Source organism: Blautia marasmi (assembly GCF_900258535.1).
GTDB classification, from domain to species: domain Bacteria; phylum Bacillota; class Clostridia; order Lachnospirales; family Lachnospiraceae; genus Blautia; species Blautia hominis.
Map to the genome: position 1 here is coordinate 4668117 of NZ_OIWX01000001.1, position 17629 is coordinate 4685745.

General features: G+C 49.9%; 16 protein-coding genes. 15 read left to right on the top strand and 1 reads right to left on the bottom strand.

Annotated features, from left to right (window positions below; translation table 11 throughout):
* Positions 1 to 91 precede the first annotated feature (91 nt).
* The 3 genes from C6P39_RS20430 to trxB all read left to right on the top strand — a co-directional run bounded on the left by C6P39_RS20430 (position 92) and on the right by trxB (position 2491).
* Positions 92 to 1027: a helix-turn-helix transcriptional regulator gene (locus C6P39_RS20430; protein WP_104805011.1), complete on the top strand. Its 936-nt coding sequence runs from the start codon at positions 92 to 94 to the stop codon at positions 1025 to 1027.
* A gap of 139 nt (positions 1028 to 1166) precedes the next feature.
* Positions 1167 to 1493: a thioredoxin gene (gene trxA / locus C6P39_RS20435; protein ID WP_095175195.1), complete on the top strand. Its 327-nt coding sequence runs from the start codon at positions 1167 to 1169 to the stop codon at positions 1491 to 1493.
* A gap of 86 nt (positions 1494 to 1579) precedes the next feature.
* Entirely contained in the window at positions 1580 to 2491 is a 912-nt protein-coding gene (gene trxB, locus C6P39_RS20440) for a thioredoxin-disulfide reductase (protein WP_104805012.1), read from the top strand.
* Between the two features lie 76 nt (positions 2492 to 2567).
* Here trxB and glsA read toward each other — a convergent pair whose 3' ends face one another.
* Positions 2568 to 3488 carry a glutaminase A gene (gene glsA, locus C6P39_RS20445; protein ID WP_104805013.1) on the bottom strand — a complete coding sequence of 307 codons (921 nt, stop codon included), beginning with the start codon at positions 3486 to 3488 and terminating at the stop codon, positions 2568 to 2570.
* Between the two features lie 238 nt (positions 3489 to 3726).
* Between glsA and C6P39_RS20450 the strand changes: the two genes are divergently transcribed.
* From C6P39_RS20450 to citF, 12 genes are all read left to right on the top strand, one after another.
* The gene (locus C6P39_RS20450; protein WP_095175198.1) at positions 3727 to 4446 is read left to right on the top strand and encodes a DUF5058 family protein; all 720 of its coding nucleotides are present in this window, start codon (positions 3727 to 3729) and stop codon (positions 4444 to 4446) included.
* Between the two features lie 12 nt (positions 4447 to 4458).
* On the top strand, positions 4459 to 5229 hold the full coding sequence (locus tag C6P39_RS20455; RefSeq protein ID WP_104805015.1) for a hypothetical protein: 771 nt from the start codon (positions 4459 to 4461) through the stop codon (positions 5227 to 5229).
* Between the two features lie 11 nt (positions 5230 to 5240).
* A complete protein-coding gene (locus C6P39_RS20460) occupies positions 5241 to 6416 on the top strand; it encodes a M20 metallopeptidase family protein (RefSeq protein WP_095175200.1) in 1176 nt (391 codons plus the stop codon).
* An 80-nt stretch (positions 6417 to 6496) separates the two neighbouring features.
* A complete protein-coding gene (locus C6P39_RS20465; RefSeq protein ID WP_095175201.1) occupies positions 6497 to 7807 on the top strand; it encodes a helix-turn-helix domain-containing protein in 1311 nt (436 codons plus the stop codon).
* Between the two features lie 13 nt (positions 7808 to 7820).
* Entirely contained in the window at positions 7821 to 9611 is a 1791-nt protein-coding gene (locus tag C6P39_RS20470) for a S9 family peptidase (RefSeq protein ID WP_104805016.1), read from the top strand.
* 176 nt (positions 9612 to 9787) lie between these two features.
* Positions 9788 to 11830, top strand: a complete 2043-nt coding sequence (locus C6P39_RS20475) for a urocanate hydratase (protein WP_104805017.1) — start codon at positions 9788 to 9790, stop codon at positions 11828 to 11830.
* A 23-nt stretch (positions 11831 to 11853) separates the two neighbouring features.
* The gene (gene hutI / locus C6P39_RS20480; protein ID WP_104805018.1) at positions 11854 to 13107 is read left to right on the top strand and encodes an imidazolonepropionase; all 1254 of its coding nucleotides are present in this window, start codon (positions 11854 to 11856) and stop codon (positions 13105 to 13107) included.
* A gap of 71 nt (positions 13108 to 13178) precedes the next feature.
* The gene (gene ftcD, locus C6P39_RS20485) at positions 13179 to 14072 is read left to right on the top strand and encodes a glutamate formimidoyltransferase (protein ID WP_095175205.1); all 894 of its coding nucleotides are present in this window, start codon (positions 13179 to 13181) and stop codon (positions 14070 to 14072) included.
* A gap of 221 nt (positions 14073 to 14293) precedes the next feature.
* Positions 14294 to 14929: a cyclodeaminase/cyclohydrolase family protein gene (locus tag C6P39_RS20490; protein WP_095175206.1), complete on the top strand. Its 636-nt coding sequence runs from the start codon at positions 14294 to 14296 to the stop codon at positions 14927 to 14929.
* A 155-nt stretch (positions 14930 to 15084) separates the two neighbouring features.
* The gene (citD, locus tag C6P39_RS20495; RefSeq protein ID WP_065542302.1) at positions 15085 to 15357 is read left to right on the top strand and encodes a citrate lyase acyl carrier protein; all 273 of its coding nucleotides are present in this window, start codon (positions 15085 to 15087) and stop codon (positions 15355 to 15357) included.
* Entirely contained in the window at positions 15354 to 16232 is an 879-nt protein-coding gene (locus C6P39_RS20500; RefSeq protein WP_095175207.1) for an HpcH/HpaI aldolase/citrate lyase family protein, read from the top strand. The genes citD and C6P39_RS20500 overlap by 4 nt, the downstream gene beginning before the upstream one ends.
* On the top strand, positions 16225 to 17628 hold the full coding sequence (gene citF, locus C6P39_RS20505; protein WP_242987091.1) for a citrate lyase subunit alpha: 1404 nt from the start codon (positions 16225 to 16227) through the stop codon (positions 17626 to 17628). The genes C6P39_RS20500 and citF overlap by 8 nt, the downstream gene beginning before the upstream one ends.
* Position 17629 lies beyond the last annotated feature (1 nt).

The window sequence follows — 17629 nt, forward strand, 5'->3', positions numbered from 1 at the left end:
GAACAGTTGCCATTTGTTTTTTTATAGTACCATGTAATTGTTGACAACAGTATGGCAAGAATTTAAAAAAAATTTGAAAGGCGGAAATAAAATGAAAATTGACAGGCTTGTTAGCATAATCATGATACTTCTCGATAAAGGGCGCATCGGTGCACAGGAGTTGGCAGATATGTTTGAAGTTTCACCCCGCACGATCTATCGCGACATAGACGCTATCAATATGGCGGGGATTCCTGTACGCTCTTCAGCGGGAGTGGGTGGTGGTTTTGAGATCATGGAGAGATACAAGATAGATAAAAATGTCTTTTCGTCTGCCGACCTTTCCGCTCTTTTGACGGGGCTTTCCAGCCTCTCCAACATGGTGCAGGGGGATGAACTGGTACATACCCTCACAAAAGTCAGAAGCTTTATCCCGGCCGACAGGGCGAAAGATATTGAAGTGAAAGCAGATCAAATAAGTATTGACCTAAGTCCGTGGACGGGCAGCAGGAGCATACAGCCATATTTAGAGATCATCAAAACAGCTTTGCAGGAGAGCAGACTGCTTGCGTTTGCATATGCAGATCAAGATGGAAATAAGACTGCACGCACAGCCGAACCGTATCAGCTCGTCTTGAAAAGCAGTCATTGGTACTTTCAAGGGTATTGTCATAAAAGAAAGGATTATCGCCTATTCAAACTGACCCGCATATCAAACCTTAAGATGCAGGAGGAAACTTTTATACCGAGAGACTATCAAAAACCAATTTTAGACTTTGAAGAAAGGTGGGATACGATGCAGACAAAAATAAAGATCCGTATCCATAGATCCGTCATGGACAGGGCACTTGAGTTTTGCCCTTATGATGACTTCTCTCCGGATGGCAGTGAGCATTACATTGTCCGGTTCCCTTTTATAGAGAACGATTATTACTACAATATCCTTTTCGGTTTTGGGGATAAATGTGAGTGTTTAGAGCCGTTACATGTCCGTACAGAAATGAAACGCAGAATACAAAAGATAGCTGCCATGTACGGGAATCCATAGTTGTAATTAAAAAAAATGCAGATGCCTATTGACAAGTGAAACTGTAACTGCTATAGTGACAGTATAGGAACTGTAAACAATAATAATACAGATAAAAGATCCGTTATTTCGGATACCAAATACGAAAGGATGATAAATTATGTCAGTAAATGCAATCGAAAAAACAAAATTCCAAGCAGAAGTATTAGAATCCCCAAAACCGGTGGTTGTAGATTTTTGGGCACCATGGTGCGGTTACTGCCGCAGACTTGCCCCTGCGGTAGACAGACTGGAAGCGGAAATGAACGGTAAAGTCACAGTGTCCAAAGCAGATATTGACGAACTTCCGGAAGTAGCCCAGCAGTACGAGATAGATACGATTCCCACACTGATCCTGTTTAAAGACGGAAAAGAGGCAGACCGTGTTGTCAATCCTCCTTCCCAGGACGCAATAGAAGAGTGGCTGAAGGCCAATCAGGTGATCTGATCAAATCAATCCGGATGATCCGACAAACAACAAGAAAGTAAGGGTTAGGATCCGGTTTCCATATAAAGCAGCAGGAGGAAATACAAATGAGACAAGATATGTATGATGTGGCTGTTATCGGAGGAGGACCCGGCGGATATACAGCGGCTCTCTACTGTGCCAGAAGCGGGCTTTCGGTTCTGGTACTGGAAAAATTGTCACCGGGCGGACAGATGGCAACCACCAGTATGGTAGACAACTACCCCGGTTTTGAGGAGGGTATTGACGGCTTTGAACTTGGAGAGAAGATGCAGCGAGGAGCCGAGCGCTTCGGTGCAGAGACGGCTTTTGTAAATGTGACTGCCGTAGATTTGAAAAATGAAATAAAGGTGATCGACACATCCAAAGGCCAGGTAAAGGCAAGGGCAGTAGTGCTGGCGACCGGGGCTTCCCCAAGAGAGATTGGACTGCCTGAGGAAGCCTCCCTGCGGGGACGGGGCGTTGCGTATTGTGCCACCTGTGACGGTATGATGTACCGCAATAAGACCGTAGTTGTAGTAGGCGGCGGCAACAGTGCTGCGGCAGATGCCCTGTACCTCACAAAAATATGTAAAAAGGTATATCTGGTCCACAGGAGAGATACGCTGCGGGCTTCAAACGTTTATCTGGAACCCCTGAAGAACAGCAGTGTGGAATTTATCTGGAACAGCCAGGTAAAACAGATCCTGCATGATAAAAAGGTGACAGGTGTTGTGGTGGAGAATCTTGAAGGACAGCTGACAGAGATCCCCTGCGACGGTGTATTTGCAGCCATTGGCAGGGTTCCCGACACGGAACTTTTTAAAGGCCAGACAGAGCTTGACGGCCAGGGTTATATTCAGGCGGACGAGTCAACCAGAACCAACCTGCCCGGTGTATTTGCAGTGGGTGACGTGAGGACAAAACCCCTGCGGCAGATAGTGACGGCAGCCTCAGACGGCGCTGTTGCATCCCACTTTATTGAGGAATACCTGGTATAAAAAAACGGTTCAAAAACACTCTATCGGTATGCGGCATGATACCGATAGAGTGTTTTTTGTATGCGGTCTTATCCGTTTAAAAAAGACTGCAGTCCAGCTTTTTCGCCAGATATTCCAGAATCTTTATTCCCCCTATACTGTTTCCTTTTTCATCCAGGGCCGGCCCGTACACACCGATTCCCATCCGGTCTACGACCACTGCGGCAATTCCCCCGCCCACGCCGCTTTTGGCCGGAAATCCTACTTTCATGGCAAACCTTCCGGAACCGTCGTACATGCCGCAGGTGAGCATCAGGGCCCGGAGGGCTTTGGCGCAGGAGGGTTCAATGAGGTTTTCCCCTGTAAAAGGGTTTGTCCCGTGATTTGCCAGCACCGCGCTCAGATTGGCAATATCAAGTGCCGTCACGTCCACAGAACACATACGGAAATAAAAATCCAGACATTCCTCCACATCTCCCTCTAAGATGCCGGATGCCTTCAGATAGTATGCCAGGGCACGGTTTCGGTCCCCTGTGCTTTTTTCGGAGAGATAGACATTCTCATTCAGATAGATCTCCTCATTGTTGCACAGATGCCGGATGTAGGTGAGGAACCGTCCAAATCTCTCTTTTGTATCCTTTCCCTCAATACAGCTTGCCACTGTGATGGCACCTGCATTGATGAAGGGGTTAAAGGGCCGTGTCCTGGTCTCCAGTTTTATGATGGAGTTAAAGGGGTCCCCTGTAGGCTCTACGCCTACCTTGTCCTGAAAAAGATATTCCCCTCCTCTGTCATGGAGCGCAAGGATCAGGGAGACTAGTTTGGAAATGCTCTGTATCGTGAAAGGCCTGTCATAGGCCCCCTCTTTTAGGGTTTCCCCGTCCAGACTTACAATGCAGACACCAAGCTGGTGCTTGTTGACCCGGGCAAGCTCCGGAATGTAATCAGCCGGCCGTCCAAGCCCTGTAAAACATTTTCCGTAGGACAGGGCATCGTGCAGGCAATCCTGTGATATCATGTGTTCTCTCTCCTTTATCAAATCGTTCTTTATTTCCATTGTACATCAAAAATAATTTCTGACTACCCCACAAAAGCTACGAAAATACCACTCTAAAATTGTATATAATTCACGAAAGAAAAGAAAAATATAAATTTATATTGACTAAAATACCGAAATGCTTTATTGTACAATTAACGTACGTTCTTTAAATGTTCTTTTAATTAAAAAAGGATCCATTACAACAGGAGGAAAAACAATGAATTATTTTGATGTGGCGAACAGCAGGCTGCTCTACGTGCTGGTGGGCGGTGGACTGCTGTACATCTCCGGGCTTGTGTTGGTGTTTATGCGCAAAGCCTGGAAGCGGGCATTGGAACTCGGAATTTCCAAAAAGACGATCATGGAAGTTGTCAAGTCTTCTGCTGTGTTTACTGTTATCCCATCTATCTCTGTTATCATCGGGCTTTTTTCCCTCTCCGCAGTGCTGGGAGTGCCATGGTCCTGGTTCCGGCTTTCCGTGGTAGGTGCTGTGAGCTATGAACTGACAGCAGCGGAAATGGTGTCGGATGCCCTCGGATTTCAGTCAGCAGGTGCTATGGCATCAGCCAACAATTACGAAGTGTTCGGGGCGATCATGTTCGTAACCAGTATATGCATTTTGGCAGGAATGATAACAAATATTTTTTGTGCCAAGAAAATCCAGGTGAGCATGACAAGATACAGAAAAAGCAAAGGCGCCTGGGGAGCTGTTTTTAATTTTTCCTTTGCCGCCGCCCTGGTTGCCGCTTTTATCCCTTATATTATCCTGGGAGGCAGTGTGGGGATCGTGGTGCTGATCGTAAGTGCCTGCGTGTCTGCTTTTATGTTCTATATTGTGGGGAAATATAAAGTGCAGTGGCTGGGCAGTTTTATCATGTCAGCAGCCCTGATCATGGGGATGGCCGCCGCTGTTCTGGCTACAAACGTTCTGGGATAAAGGAGAAAAAGAATGAACAAAAACGGATTAAGTGAATATACCAACTCGGTTCACCGGATTGGCAGGATCGGTACAGTGATTGCCATTGTTGTCATGCTTGGAATCCCTGTTACCATGTGTACATATTTTGACATGTGGCCGAGGGCGGCGGATTTACTCATGTTCTGCGGCGGCCTTCTGGCCCTGTATGTTCCCACCGGGATTGTGGAATCTGTCACCTACACGCCTATTTTGGGCTCCTCCATTTATATGAGCCTGATCACCGGTAATGTATCCAATATTAAGCTTCCCTGTGCCCTCAATGCCCTTGATATTGCCAAAGCGGAGCAGAATACCGATGAGGGGGACGCGGTCTGTACCATTGCCATTGCCGTGTCCTCTCTCATCACCATAGCGGTGGTCATTGTGGGCGTACTCATGCTGGTGCCGCTGCAGCCTCTCTTAAGCTCCCCCACAGTCCAGGTGGCTACCTCATATATGCTTCCGGCCCTGTTCGGATGTATGTTCATCCGCCTGATGGTCACCAACCCGGCAGGAGGAAAGATCACGGGAAAATGGAAGATGATGATAGCTCCCATCCTGATCCTGCTGGCGATCCTGGTGTTTGTGGCAAAGATAAACAGGGGAATCGGTGTGCTGATCACCATACCGGTCATGATCCTCTCATCTTGGCTCCTCTTCAAATCGGGACAGGTGAAGGTCATAAAGGAGGGAGAGGGAAATCCCGCCCCGGAGGGTGAGCCGTCAAAAAAAGTGAATAACAAAACTATTACAGAGAGATAAAGGAGAAGAAAATGAACGATTTAGAGAGAGCAAAAGAACTGCTTCCGGAGATGACCGCCAACAGGAGATTTCTGCATCAGAATCCGGAGCTGGGAATGAATCTGAAAGTCACTACGGAATTTGTCATGGGAAAGCTGCGTGACATGGGAATAGAAGCGAAGATCTGCGGCGGATGCGGTGTCACGGCCCTCATCGGCAAAAAGAAGGACGGCCCGGTATTCCTTTTAAGGGCTGACATGGATGCCCTGCCTATGCGGGAGGAGAGCGGACTTCCTTTCGCCTCATCCGGCCAGGCTGCCCACTGCTGCGGTCATGACATGCACACAGCCATGCTGCTTGGCGCTGCAAAGATTCTGAAAGAGCAGGAGGAGGAGCTTCCGGGGATCGTAAAGCTGATGTTCCAGCCAGGGGAGGAGACACTGGAAGGTGCAAAAGCCATGATCGCGGACGGAATCCTGGAAAATCCTCATGTGGATGCAGCTATGGGGGTGCATATGATGCCTCTGGCACCGGCCGGATTTGTGGGATACAACGCAGGGGTTGTGTGTAATTCCAGTGATTTGCTGCAGATAGCCATTGAAGGGAAGGGCGGGCACGGAGCCAGCCCGCACCAGTCTGTGGACCCTGTCAATGTGGGGGTGCATATCCACCTGGCGCTGCAGGAACTGATCGCCAGAGAAGTGGACCCTCAGGATCAGGCTGCCCTGACTTTTGGAATGTTTCACAGCGGGGATGCAGCGAATATCATTCCAAAGACCGCTTTTCTGGGCGGTACACTGAGGACCGTCAGACAGGAGACCAGGGAGTTCCTGCTTGATAGAATTAAGAAATGTGTGGAGATGACAGCGGAAATGTTCCGTGCAAAGGCCAGTCTGGAGGTTCCGGCTTCGGTCAGTGCCCTCACTGTGGATGAGACATGCGCGGATATCATAGGTAAAGGCTTTTCAGAAACACTGGGCAAGGCCGCTGTCCGCGTCAGCCAGACGACCTCCGGTTCTGAGGATTTTGCAGAGGTAAGCCGCCTGGTGCCTTCCATGTTTTTCGTGGTGGGCGGCGGAGACAAAGAGCACGGCTATGAATTTGCAGGACACCATCCGAAAGTGCGCTATGATGAGACCAGCCTGGCAAGCGGTGCCGCAGCCTTTGCCTGCGGGGCGAAAGCATATCTTGCGGCGAAGGGAAAGTAGTAGTAAACTGGATAATAACAATTCAGTAGTCTGTGCATGTACTGCACGGACCGTAAGAAAACTTTGAAAGGTGGCAGACGATGAAATATAAAACAGCAATTATCAGCACGGAATTTATGGATAACAGGGTAAAGGAGGCAGTCCTTCCCTTTGAGGAGAGCTGTACGTTTACCACCTTCTATTATAAAAAATCATCGGAGATTCCGGACATCTATAAAAGTATTGAAGACAAGTATGACGGATTCATTATAAACGGCATTATCTCCAGAGCACTGCTGCGCGCAGCCTGCCCGGATACCAGGAAGCCCATTGAAACCTTCCATGTGGATATGCTGGCATACTACCAGGAACTGTTCGGGCTCATGACACTGAACCCGGATCTGAAGGCAGAACGCCTCTACGCGGATTTTATGATGGGTAAAAATATCAGGGAAGCTGTGGAAAACAAAACCCTGGAAGCGGAAGGGGAAAATTTCTGCAGCATGGTAGCCTGCATGAGTCTGGAAGAGCTGAAAGCACTCCGCTATAAAATGGTGGAGGACGTCCGCGGGAAGTGGGAGGCAGGCCGGATTGACCAGGTGATCACACGTCTGAGTACAGCGGCAAAGGATTTTGAGGAGATGGGGATCCCCTGCCATTTTGTATACCCCGGTATTTCTTATATGCGGGATGTGATCAAAAGGCTTCTTCTCACCATTGAGCTGGATAAAATGAAGGAGAGTATGCCTGCTGTGATCAACATCACTGCGGGCAGGAACGGACAGGAGCGGGATGAACTGGGGGAACTTGCCATGCAGACGGCGATCCTGCAGTTTTCAAGAGAGCATGACTGTGATTTTATGCTGCAGCGGCATGCCTCTGTGTATGAGGTCCATACCAGCGCCGGTGTGATCGATCGAATCACAGATAAATATTCGGTCTGTATGCTGAAAAAATACCTGGAGAGAAAGACCGGTGCCAGGGTATGTATCGGATATGGACTGGGAAGAGATACCACACGGGCAAGGCTGGAGGCCATGAATGCCAACCAGGAATCCATGATGCATCCTCAAGGTGCCAGTTATGCCATAGATGAAAACGAAAACTTGATCGGCCCCCTGATTTCAGGAAGCTGTATGGTACTGTCCACAACGCCCTCTGAAAAATATGCCAAAATGGCGGAGGAGACAGGGGTATCGGCACTGACTCTGCAGAAAATCTGTGCCGTCGCCCAAAAGCAGGAGGAGGGGACGGTGACAGCCCAGCTCCTTGCGGACAGTTTGGGCGTCACTGTGCGGGCAGCAAGCAAATACCTGCAGAAGATGGTGGCAGCAGATGCCGCCCAGGTGGTGGGCACCAAACAGCGGAAAACAAGAGGAAGGCCAGAACAGATGATCCGGATTCCCGACTAATGGGGATAAGATTATGGGAAATATAAAAGAGTATTTAACAGCAGCAAAATGCAGTTACCCTGTATGGGGAAAAGAGGATACCATTTACTACCTGGATACCAGGGATGGGGTGCCGCAGATTTGGGAAAAAGACCTGTGCACCGGAAGCAGCAGGAAAATGACGCATAACAGCGATAAGATCAGCCGGATGCGGTATTTCGCAGGGCAGGTGTTTTTCGCTATGGATATGGACGGAGATGAAAATGAACAGATTTACAGGATCGGTACAGACAACAGGGAAGTGATGCCTGTGGTGTACCATCCGAGAAATGTGCGCAGCCATCTGGGAGATGTGAGCGGGGACTGGGTATACTACGCTTCCAACAAAAGGCTGCGCTGTATCTTTGATATCTGCAGGAAGAATCTGCTGAACGGAAAAACAGATATATTAATAGAAGGAAAAGATGCTGTCTGTCTTCCTCTGTCCATCAGCCCGGACGAGGAAATCCTTTTATATAGTAGGAGGACCTCCTTTGCGGATATGCAGATTTACTGCAAAAACCTCCATACAGGGGAAGAGAGAAAGGTAAGCAAAGAGCAGCAGTGTGCCATGGAGGAAAGCCCGGCGTGGCTTGGGGATGGAAGCGGTTTTTATTTTATCAGTGACAGGGAGCGGGAATTTAAAAGAGTGCTGTTCTGGGACAGGGAAACCGGGCAGACACAGGAAATATATGAGGTGGATTGGGATGTGACCCATATTGCCGTGTCAAAGGATGACAGGTATCTGGCTGTTGTGGTGAATGAGGACGGGGATTCCGGGATACATATTCTGGAGACCGCATCCAAAAAAGAAATAAAGATCCCTCAGATCCCCCTGGGCACCATAGGAGATGAGGAACCGGTCACATGGTCAGAGACAGGTTACAGACTGCTCTTTTCCTTTGAGAGTGGCAGCAGGACCCAGAATATATGGCTGCTGGACGCAGAGGAAGGCACTCTGAAACAGGTGACAGAAAACGAAAACATGACAGTGGGGCAGGATGCACTTGTGGAACCGGTGCTGTGCCGTTATCAAAGCTTTGACGGTCTGGAAATTCCCTATTGGCTTTATGTCCCCAAAGGGATCCCTGCCGAAAATCTTCCGGTGGCCATCTATATTCACGGAGGGCCGGAATCGCAGATCCGGCGTTTTTACGAGGAGACCATCCAGTATCTTGTCAGCGAGGGCATTGCGGTGGCTGCGCCTAACGTGCGGGGAAGTACAGGATATGGAAAGACGTATCTGAACCTGGACAACAAGGAAAAACGTCTGGACGCAGTGGGGGATATCGAGGCCCTTGCAGATCATCTGACAAAGACAGGTACCGCGGATGCAAAGAGAATGGCAGTGTTCGGCAGAAGCTACGGCGGATATATGACACTTCTCTGTGCTGCCAGAATGCCGAAGCTCTGGGCCTGTGCAGTGGAAGTTGTGGGCATGTTTAACCTGGTGAGCTTTTTAAAGCATACGGCGGGTTACCGAAGGGCGGCAAGGGAGGCGGAATACGGAAGTCTGGAACAAGACAGACAGCTCCTGAAAGACCTTTCCCCGGAAGCCGTGATTGAGGATCTGACCTGTCCGCTTCTCATTGTGCACGGTGCCAATGATACCAGAGTGCCGGTAAGTGAAGCGGAACACGCCGCAAAACGGCTTGAAGCTCTCGGGAGGGAAGTGGATTACCTTTGTTTTGAGGACGAAGGCCATGTGATAATTAAACAAAAAAACAGAATAAAGTATATTATGGCAGCGTCGGAATTCCTGAAATCGCATTTGTTGCAAAAATAGCCAAAATACTTTCTGGTGTATTAGTACATTTTCCCTTTATCAAACTAAAATACAGAAGGGATTTCGGTTAAAATATCTAAAAAAATTTCATACCGTCCAGGAACTTTATCGGAAATAGACGTTTTTTAGACTGTCCCGGTGCTAAAATCATAAAAAAGTAAAGGAGACGATGTGAAATGAACAATGCGGAAATCGGAAAAGCAATGGAAATCAAACTGGATCCCGTTCTGCCGGAATACCCGACCTTCAAAGAAGGTGTCAGAAGAGCCCCGAAGAGAGAACTGACCCTGAACAAAAGGGAGATCAAACTGGCGGTAGCAAACGCCCTCAGATATGTGCCGGAAGAGCTGCACGAACAGCTTGCACCGGAATTTTTAGACGAACTTCTGACAAGAGGACGTATCTACGGATACCGTTTCATGCCAAAAGACAGGATCTATGGAAGACCCATTGATGAATATAAAGGAAAATGTGTGGAAGGAAAGGCATTCCAGGTCATGATCGACAACAACCTGGACCATGAGGTGGCCCTCTATCCATACGAGCTTGTTACATACGGGGAGACTGGCCAGGTCTGCCAGAACTGGATGCAGTACCAGCTGATCAAGAGATACTTGGAGGAGCTCACAGACGAGCACACCCTTGTGATGATGAGCGGCCATCCCATGGGCCTGTTCAAATCCCACAAGACAAGCCCCCGTGTCATCGTGACCAACGGCCTGATGGTGGGTATGTTCGACAACCCGGAGGACTGGGCGAAAGCCACAGCCATGGGCGTATCCTCCTACGGCCAGATGACAGCCGGCGGCTGGATGTACATCGGCCCGCAGGGTATCGTGCACGGAACCTTCAACACCATCCTGAACGCAGGACGTAAGTTCTTAGGCGTACCCCAGGACGGGGATCTGTCCGGCCATCTGTTCGTCACAAGCGGACTTGGCGGCATGAGCGGCGCACAGCCCAAAGCCATTGAGATCGCAAGGGGCGTGGGTATCGTAGCGGAGGTGGATGCCTCCCGTATCGAGACCCGCCACAGCCAGGGCTGGGTAGGCCTGGTGATCGAGGATGCAGCGGAGGCGTTCCGTGTGGCAGAGGAATACATGGAGAAGAAAGAGACCGTATCCATTGCCTACCACGGAAATATCGTGGACCTGCTGCAGTACGCAGTGGACAACAACATCAAGATCGAGCTGTTATCCGACCAGACAAGCTGCCACGTGCCTTACGACGGAGGCTACTGCCCGCAGGGCCTGACCTTTGAGGAGCGCACGGAGATGCTGGCAAACGACAAGGAGAAGTTCTGTGAGCTGGTGGATAAGACCCTGGTGAAACACTACCACCTGATCAAGACCCTGGTGGAGAGAGGCTCCTACTTCTTTGATTACGGAAACTCCTTCATGCGTGCGGTGTTCGACGCGGGAGCAAAGGATATCGCCAAGAACGGTGTGGACACAAGCGAGGGATTCGTGTTCCCGTCCTATGTGGAGGATATCCTGGGACCGGAGCTGTTCGACTACGGATACGGCCCGTTCCGCTGGTGCTGCCTGTCCGGAAAACCGGAGGACCTGCGTGCCACAGACCATGCGGCCATGGAAGTGATCGACCCGAACAGAAGGAGCCAGGACAGGGACAACTACATCTGGATCCGTGACGCGGAGAAGAATAAATTAGTAGTGGGGACCCAGTGCCGTATCCTGTACCAGGATGCCCTGGGAAGAAGGGATATCGCCCTTAAGTTCAATGAGATGGTAAGGAACGGCGAGATCGGACCGGTGATGCTGGGCCGTGACCACCACGACACAGGCGGAACGGATTCCCCGTACAGAGAAACCTCCAATATCTATGACGGCTCCAACATCACAGCGGACATGGCAGTGCACTGCTATGCCGGAAACGCAGCCAGGGGGATGAGCCTGGTGGCGCTGCACAACGGAGGCGGCGTAGGGATCAGCAAATCCATCAACGGAGGATTCGGGATGGTGCTGGACGGAAGCGAGAGAGTGGATGAGATCTTAAAGGCAGCCATCCCGTGGGATACCATGATCGGAGTATCCAGGAGGAGCTGGGGAAGATGCGAGCACTCCATCGAGACCGTAGCAGAGTACAACAAGATAAGGGAAGGGCAGGATTACATCACCATGCCGTACCTTGCAGATGACGATATGATCGAGAGAGTATGTAAAGACGTAGTGGTGGAAGAACATCACGCACATCACTGAGAATCGTTAAAAGGAGATAAGACATGAAGAAACGTTACATCCGCCATGCCTCCGAGCTTGTGACCTGTAAGGGAAAAGCGCCGAAGCATGGAAAAGAAATGTCGGATATCGGCCTGATCTATGACGGTGCAGTGATCATCCATGATGATAAGATCATAGCCGTGGGTACCACAGAAGAACTGGATAAACAGGTAAATCCGGAAGAATACGAAGTGATCGACGCAGCGGGTAAGACCGTTATGCCGGGATTTGTAGACTCCCATACCCACTTTATCTTTGGCGGATACCGTGCAGATGAATTCTCCTGGAGACTGAAAGGCGACAGTTACATGTCTATTATGGAACGCGGAGGCGGGATCAACGCCACCGTGGTTCCTACCAGAGAAGCTTCAGAGGAAGAACTGATGGAAGCCGGCAAAGAGCGCCTGAACCGTATGCTGGAATTCGGCGTGACAACCGTGGAAGGCAAAAGCGGCTACGGTATGGACTGTGACACAGAGCTGAAAATGCTCCGTGCCATGAAAAAGTTAAACGAAACCCATCCGGTGGACATTGTTTCCACATTCCTGGGGCCTCACAGTGTGCTTCCCCAGTGGAAGGGAAAAGAAAGAGAATTTCTGGACGAACAGTTAGAACATGTAATGCCAAAGGTAAAAAAGGAGGATCTGGCAGAGTTTGCAGATATCTTCACAGAGAAGAATGTATTTACGGTGGAAGACTCCGAGTATTATATGACAAAAGCAAAGGAAATGGGCTTTAAGCTGAAGATCCATGCAGATGAGATCTACCAGCTTGGAGGCTCTGAACTGGCGGCGAGAGTCGGCGCGGTTTCCGCAGACCATCTGCTGAAAGCATCCGATGAAGGCATCCGCCAGATGCGGGATGCCGGTGTCATCAGTACCATCCTGCCCCTGACCGCTTTTGGACTGAAGGAGGAATATGCGCCTGCCCGAAAGATGATCGACGAGGGCTGCGCGGTTGCGCTGGCTTCGGATCTGAATCCGGGAAGCTGCTTCTCCAATTCCATCCCTCTGATGGTTGCCCTTGGATGTATTTACATGAATATGTCTATAGAGGAAGTCATCACAGCCCTTACCATCAACGGCGCAGCCGCTGTTGACCGTGCGGACAAAGTGGGAAGCTTAGAACCGGGAAAAGCCGCAGACATTATTTTCTTAAAATTCCCGTCCATTCATTTTATGCCCTACCACACAGCAATCAATTTGGTGGAGACGGTGATCAAGAATGGCGATACTGTTTATCACAAAGAATGGTAACCCGTAATAGTTCAGATGTCTGAAACGTTACGGCAACCCCAAATCCATAACAACATAAAGGAGAAAATATCATGGAAAGAATTATCGAATGCGTACCTAATTTCAGTGAAGGAAGAGACAAAGAAAAATTAGAAAAGATCGTTGACTGCTTCCGTAACAGAGAGGGCGTTAAGCTTTTGGACTACACCTCCGATGAAGATCACAACAGAAGCGTTGTAACAGTTATCGGTGAGCCGGAGCCGTTAAAAGACGCAATGGTTGCAGCAATCGGTAAAGCAGTGGAATTGATCGATATGACAAAACATCAGGGCCAGCATCCCCGTATGGGCTGTGTGGACGTTGTTCCGTTCATTCCCATCCGCGGCGTGACAGTGGAAGACGCTGATGCAGTGGCAAAAGCAGTGGCAAAAGAGGCATCTGAGAAATTCGGACAGCCCTTCTTCTTATATGAGAAATCAGCCACAGCTCCTCACAGAGAGAATCTGGCTAAAGTCCGCCAGGGACAGTTTGAGGGCATGGCTGAGAAAATGAAAGACCAGGAAAAATGGAAACCGGACTTTGGCCCGAACACCATTCATCCTACAGGCGGTGTGACAGCGATCGGCGCAAGAATGCCTCTGATCGCCTACAACATCAATCTGGATACTCCGAATGTGGAGATCGCACAGAAAATCGCAGATAAGATCCGTCACGTAAAAGGCGGCTTCCGTTTCTGCAAAGCCATGGGCGTTATGCTGGAGGACAGAAATATCGCTCAGGTATCTATGAACCTGACAGATTATACAAAGACTTCTGTTTACACGGTATTTGAGACCGTACGCATGGAGGCAAGACGCTACGGTGTCAATGTACTGGGCAGTGAGGTAGTAGGACTGATCCCGCTGCAGGCCATCGTTGACTGCGCGGAATACTACTTAGGCTTTGAAGGCTTTGATTCCAAACAGGTTCTGGAGACACGTCTGTAAGAAAGAAATGATTACGACATATGTTACTATTCAGCCTTCCGGCTTCATAGCAACAAAAGCATGCACAGTTCTGCCCTTCAGGGTACAGACTGCATAAACTGCAGTCTGGCGCGTGGCTGTCTCGGGATTGCCTTGCAATTGCAAGGCAACACCTCGCGGGACAGAGGAAGGCTGAACTGTTACCAACATATATCTGATTCGATTAGGAGAGGTTACACATCATGAAAAATATGACAGTTGAACAGTTTGCCATGCAGACAGCCTCCAATGAACCAGTACCGGGGGGCGGAAGTATTTCCGCCCTTGCTGGTGCCCTGGCGGCGGCTTTGACAGAGATGGTGGCAGGACTCACCATCGGCAAGAAAAAATATGCGGAAGTGGAAGAGGAGATGAAGAAGGCAGTTGCTCCCATGCATGAGATCTGTGAGCATCTTCTGGATGACATCAAGCGCGACAGCGAATCCTTTGACCTGTACATGCAGGCCCTGACCCTTCCGAAAGAGACAGAGGAGGAGAAGGCAGCCCGCACAAAGGCCATGCAGGATGGCTTAAAGGCAGCCGTTGCGGTTCCCTTATCTGTTGCAAAACGCGCCTACGAGGTTATGCCCTACGCGGAAGCTATGGTGACAAAAGGCAACAAGACAGCAGTGACAGACGCTCTGGTAGCCACAATGATGGCAAGGACAGCAGTATTAGGAGCGCTTTTCAATGTAAAGATCAACCTGGAATCCATCAAAGACGAGGCTTTTGTGGAAGAGACCGCCAAAGAAGTCGCAGTCATAGAAAAAAATGCCCTGGCATATGAGAAAAAGATCCTGGCACAGGCCGGTGTATCCAGGAGCGCGGTGGAAGAATGAGAATAAGCCGATTGATTTCGGCTTTTCCAGAAGGTTCCGCATATGCCAAAGGTGTGCTGTGAGGCCAAAAGGCTGAGGTGATTTGGCGGAAGTTTCTGTAAAAGCCGGAGTCGGCGGACTATAAAAAGATATGTAATGCAGAAAGGAGAAAACCTGTGAAGATTCTCAAGAATGCAGTAGCAGGAACCCTGGAATCCAGTGATTTGTTCATCCAGATCGAGCCGGACGACAAAGAACTGACACTGGAAATTGACTCTGTAGTAGCCAACCAGTATATGGATTCCATACGGGCCGCTGTACTGGACACACTGAAAGAATTTGAAGTGTCTACAGGGAAAGTTTTTATCAAGGACAAAGGCGCACTGGATTGTGTGATCCGCGCGCGTATGGAGACCGCACTAAAAAGAGGGGGAGTTGAGCAGCCATGAGACGAACCATGTTATTTTTACCGGGAAATACGCCGAACATGCTGATCAACGGTGATACCCTGGGAGCGGATACGATCATCTTCGATCTGGAGGATGCCGTATCTCCGGATGAAAAGGATGCAGCCAGGATACTGGTGAGAAATGCCCTCCGCTATCAGTCCTATCCGGGCTGTGAGACAGTGGTGCGGATCAATCCCACGGACACAGCGTTCTGGAAAGAGGACTTAAAAGCCGTCATTCCCCTGAAACCGGATGTGATCATGCCCACAAAAGTAAGCGGCGGTGATATGATCCGGGAAGTATCCGCCTGTATGGCAGAGGTGGAACGGGAAAACAAAATAGAGGAGGGGACCGTTAAGATCCTTCCCCTGATCGAGACTGCTATGGGTGTGGAGAAGGCTTTCGACATTGCATCTGCAGACGCAAGGGTGATCGGCCTGTTCCTAGGCGGTGAGGATTTTACCGCTGACCTGCACTGTAAGCGGACAAAAGAGGGAAATGAGATTTTCTATGCCAGAACCAGGCTGGTGTGTGCTGCCAGGGCCTGCGGCATTGAAGCGTATGATACACCATTCACGGATGTGGAGGATATGGAAGGGCTTGAGAAGGACACAGAGTTTGCAAAAAGTCTGGGATTTGCCGGAAAAGCCGTTATATCACCCCGCCATGTGGACATTGTCAATGCTGTATTTTCTCCTACGGAGGCAGAGATCGCCTATGCCCACGACGTGATGGATGCCATTGAAGAGGGCAAGCGCCAGGGTAAAGGTGTGATCTCCCTCCGCGGTAAAATGATAGATGCCCCCATAGTAAAACGCGCCTCCCAGGTGCTGGAAATGGAGAAAGCCATTTATGGAGGTGCACAGTATGAGTAAATTACTCGGCTCCTTAAAAGAAGCCATGGAAAAGACAGGTTTAAAGGATGGGATGACCATCTCCTTCCATCATCATATGAGAAACGGCGACTATGTGCTGAACATGGTGCTTGCCCAGGCGGCGGAAATGGGGATCAAAGACTTAAATGTGAATGCAAGTTCCATCTTTGACATCCATGAGCCGATCCTTGAACACATAAAAAACGGTGTTGTCACAGGCCTGGAATGCAACTATATGGGCGGCAAAGTGGGCAGAGCCATCTCCCAGGGGATCCTGGAGCGCCCGGTGGTCTTCAGAAGCCACGGGGGGAGAGCCGGGGATATGGAAAACGGCTCCTCAAAGGTTGACATTGCGTTTATAGCCGCACCCTGCGCAGACTGCATGGGGAACTTGAGCGGCAAGTACGGACCTTCTGCCTGCGGCTCCATGGGTTATGCATTCTCGGATGCCATGCACGCAAAGAAGGTGGTGGCCCTGACTGACAATTTGGTACCATACCCATTGAGGGATACCTCCATTGCGGAAGGATACATTGATCATGTGGTGGAAGTGGAGCAGATAGGCGACCCCACAAAGATCGTCTCCGGAACCACAAAGATCACCCGTGACCCGGTGGGCCTGCGGATCGCAGGACTGGCCGCACAGGTGGTAAAGAATTCCGGATATTTAAAGGATGGATTTTCCTTCCAGACAGGTGCCGGCGGCGCGTCCCTGGCTGTTGCCAAATATGTGGAGGAAATGATGGAAAAGGACCATATCAAAGGCAGCTTCTGCATGGGCGGCATCACCGGATATCTGGTGGATATGGCAAATAAAGGGTATTTTGAGACCATTCTGGATGTACAGTGCTTTGATCTGAAAGCCATTGAGTCCATCCGTGAGAATCCGAAGCATCAGGAGATCTCCGCCATGCGTTATGCCTCACCGGCTGCCAAAAGCGCTGCGGTGGACAGCCTGGATGTGGTGATCCTGGGGGCGACCCAGGTGGACACAGACTTTAATGTAAATGTACATACAGATTCCAACGGTTACATTATGGGCGGTTCCGGCGGACACTGCGACACAGCGGCAGGAGCTAAGCTTGCGATTGTAGTGGCCCCCTTGATAAGAGCAAGACTTCCTCTCATTGTGGATGAGGTACTTTGCAAATCCACACCGGGCAGCACCGTGGATGTGATCGTAACCCAGAGGGGCATTGCAGTCAATCCGGCCCGGAAAGAACTGAGAGAAAAATTAGAAAAAGCCGGACTTCCGGTAAAGGATATAAAAGAATTAAAGAAGATCGCAGAAGAGATTGCGGGTGTACCGAAGGCCGTGAAACGGGGCGACAGGGTAGTGGCAAAAGTCCTGTACCGTGACGGCACACTTTTGGATACCATTAAAAATACGATATAAC

Bases quoted from the DNA above. Each gene is read 5' to 3' on its own strand.
- C6P39_RS20430 (WP_104805011.1), top strand. From the start codon at position 92: ATGAAAATTGACAGGCTTGTTAGCATAATCATGATACTTCTCGATAAA.
- trxA (WP_095175195.1), top strand. From the start codon at position 1,167: ATGTCAGTAAATGCAATCGAAAAAACAAAATTCCAAGCAGAAGTATTA.
- trxB (WP_104805012.1), top strand. From the start codon at position 1,580: ATGAGACAAGATATGTATGATGTGGCTGTTATCGGAGGAGGACCCGGC.
- glsA (WP_104805013.1), bottom strand. From the start codon at position 3,488: ATGATATCACAGGATTGCCTGCACGATGCCCTGTCCTACGGAAAATGT.
- C6P39_RS20450 (WP_095175198.1), top strand. From the start codon at position 3,727: ATGAATTATTTTGATGTGGCGAACAGCAGGCTGCTCTACGTGCTGGTG.
- C6P39_RS20455 (WP_104805015.1), top strand. From the start codon at position 4,459: ATGAACAAAAACGGATTAAGTGAATATACCAACTCGGTTCACCGGATT.
- C6P39_RS20460 (WP_095175200.1), top strand. From the start codon at position 5,241: ATGAACGATTTAGAGAGAGCAAAAGAACTGCTTCCGGAGATGACCGCC.
- C6P39_RS20465 (WP_095175201.1), top strand. From the start codon at position 6,497: ATGAAATATAAAACAGCAATTATCAGCACGGAATTTATGGATAACAGG.
- C6P39_RS20470 (WP_104805016.1), top strand. From the start codon at position 7,821: ATGGGAAATATAAAAGAGTATTTAACAGCAGCAAAATGCAGTTACCCT.
- C6P39_RS20475 (WP_104805017.1), top strand. From the start codon at position 9,788: ATGAACAATGCGGAAATCGGAAAAGCAATGGAAATCAAACTGGATCCC.
- hutI (WP_104805018.1), top strand. From the start codon at position 11,854: ATGAAGAAACGTTACATCCGCCATGCCTCCGAGCTTGTGACCTGTAAG.
- ftcD (WP_095175205.1), top strand. From the start codon at position 13,179: ATGGAAAGAATTATCGAATGCGTACCTAATTTCAGTGAAGGAAGAGAC.
- C6P39_RS20490 (WP_095175206.1), top strand. From the start codon at position 14,294: ATGAAAAATATGACAGTTGAACAGTTTGCCATGCAGACAGCCTCCAAT.
- C6P39_RS20500 (WP_095175207.1), top strand. From the start codon at position 15,354: ATGAGACGAACCATGTTATTTTTACCGGGAAATACGCCGAACATGCTG.
- citF (WP_242987091.1), top strand. From the start codon at position 16,225: ATGAGTAAATTACTCGGCTCCTTAAAAGAAGCCATGGAAAAGACAGGT.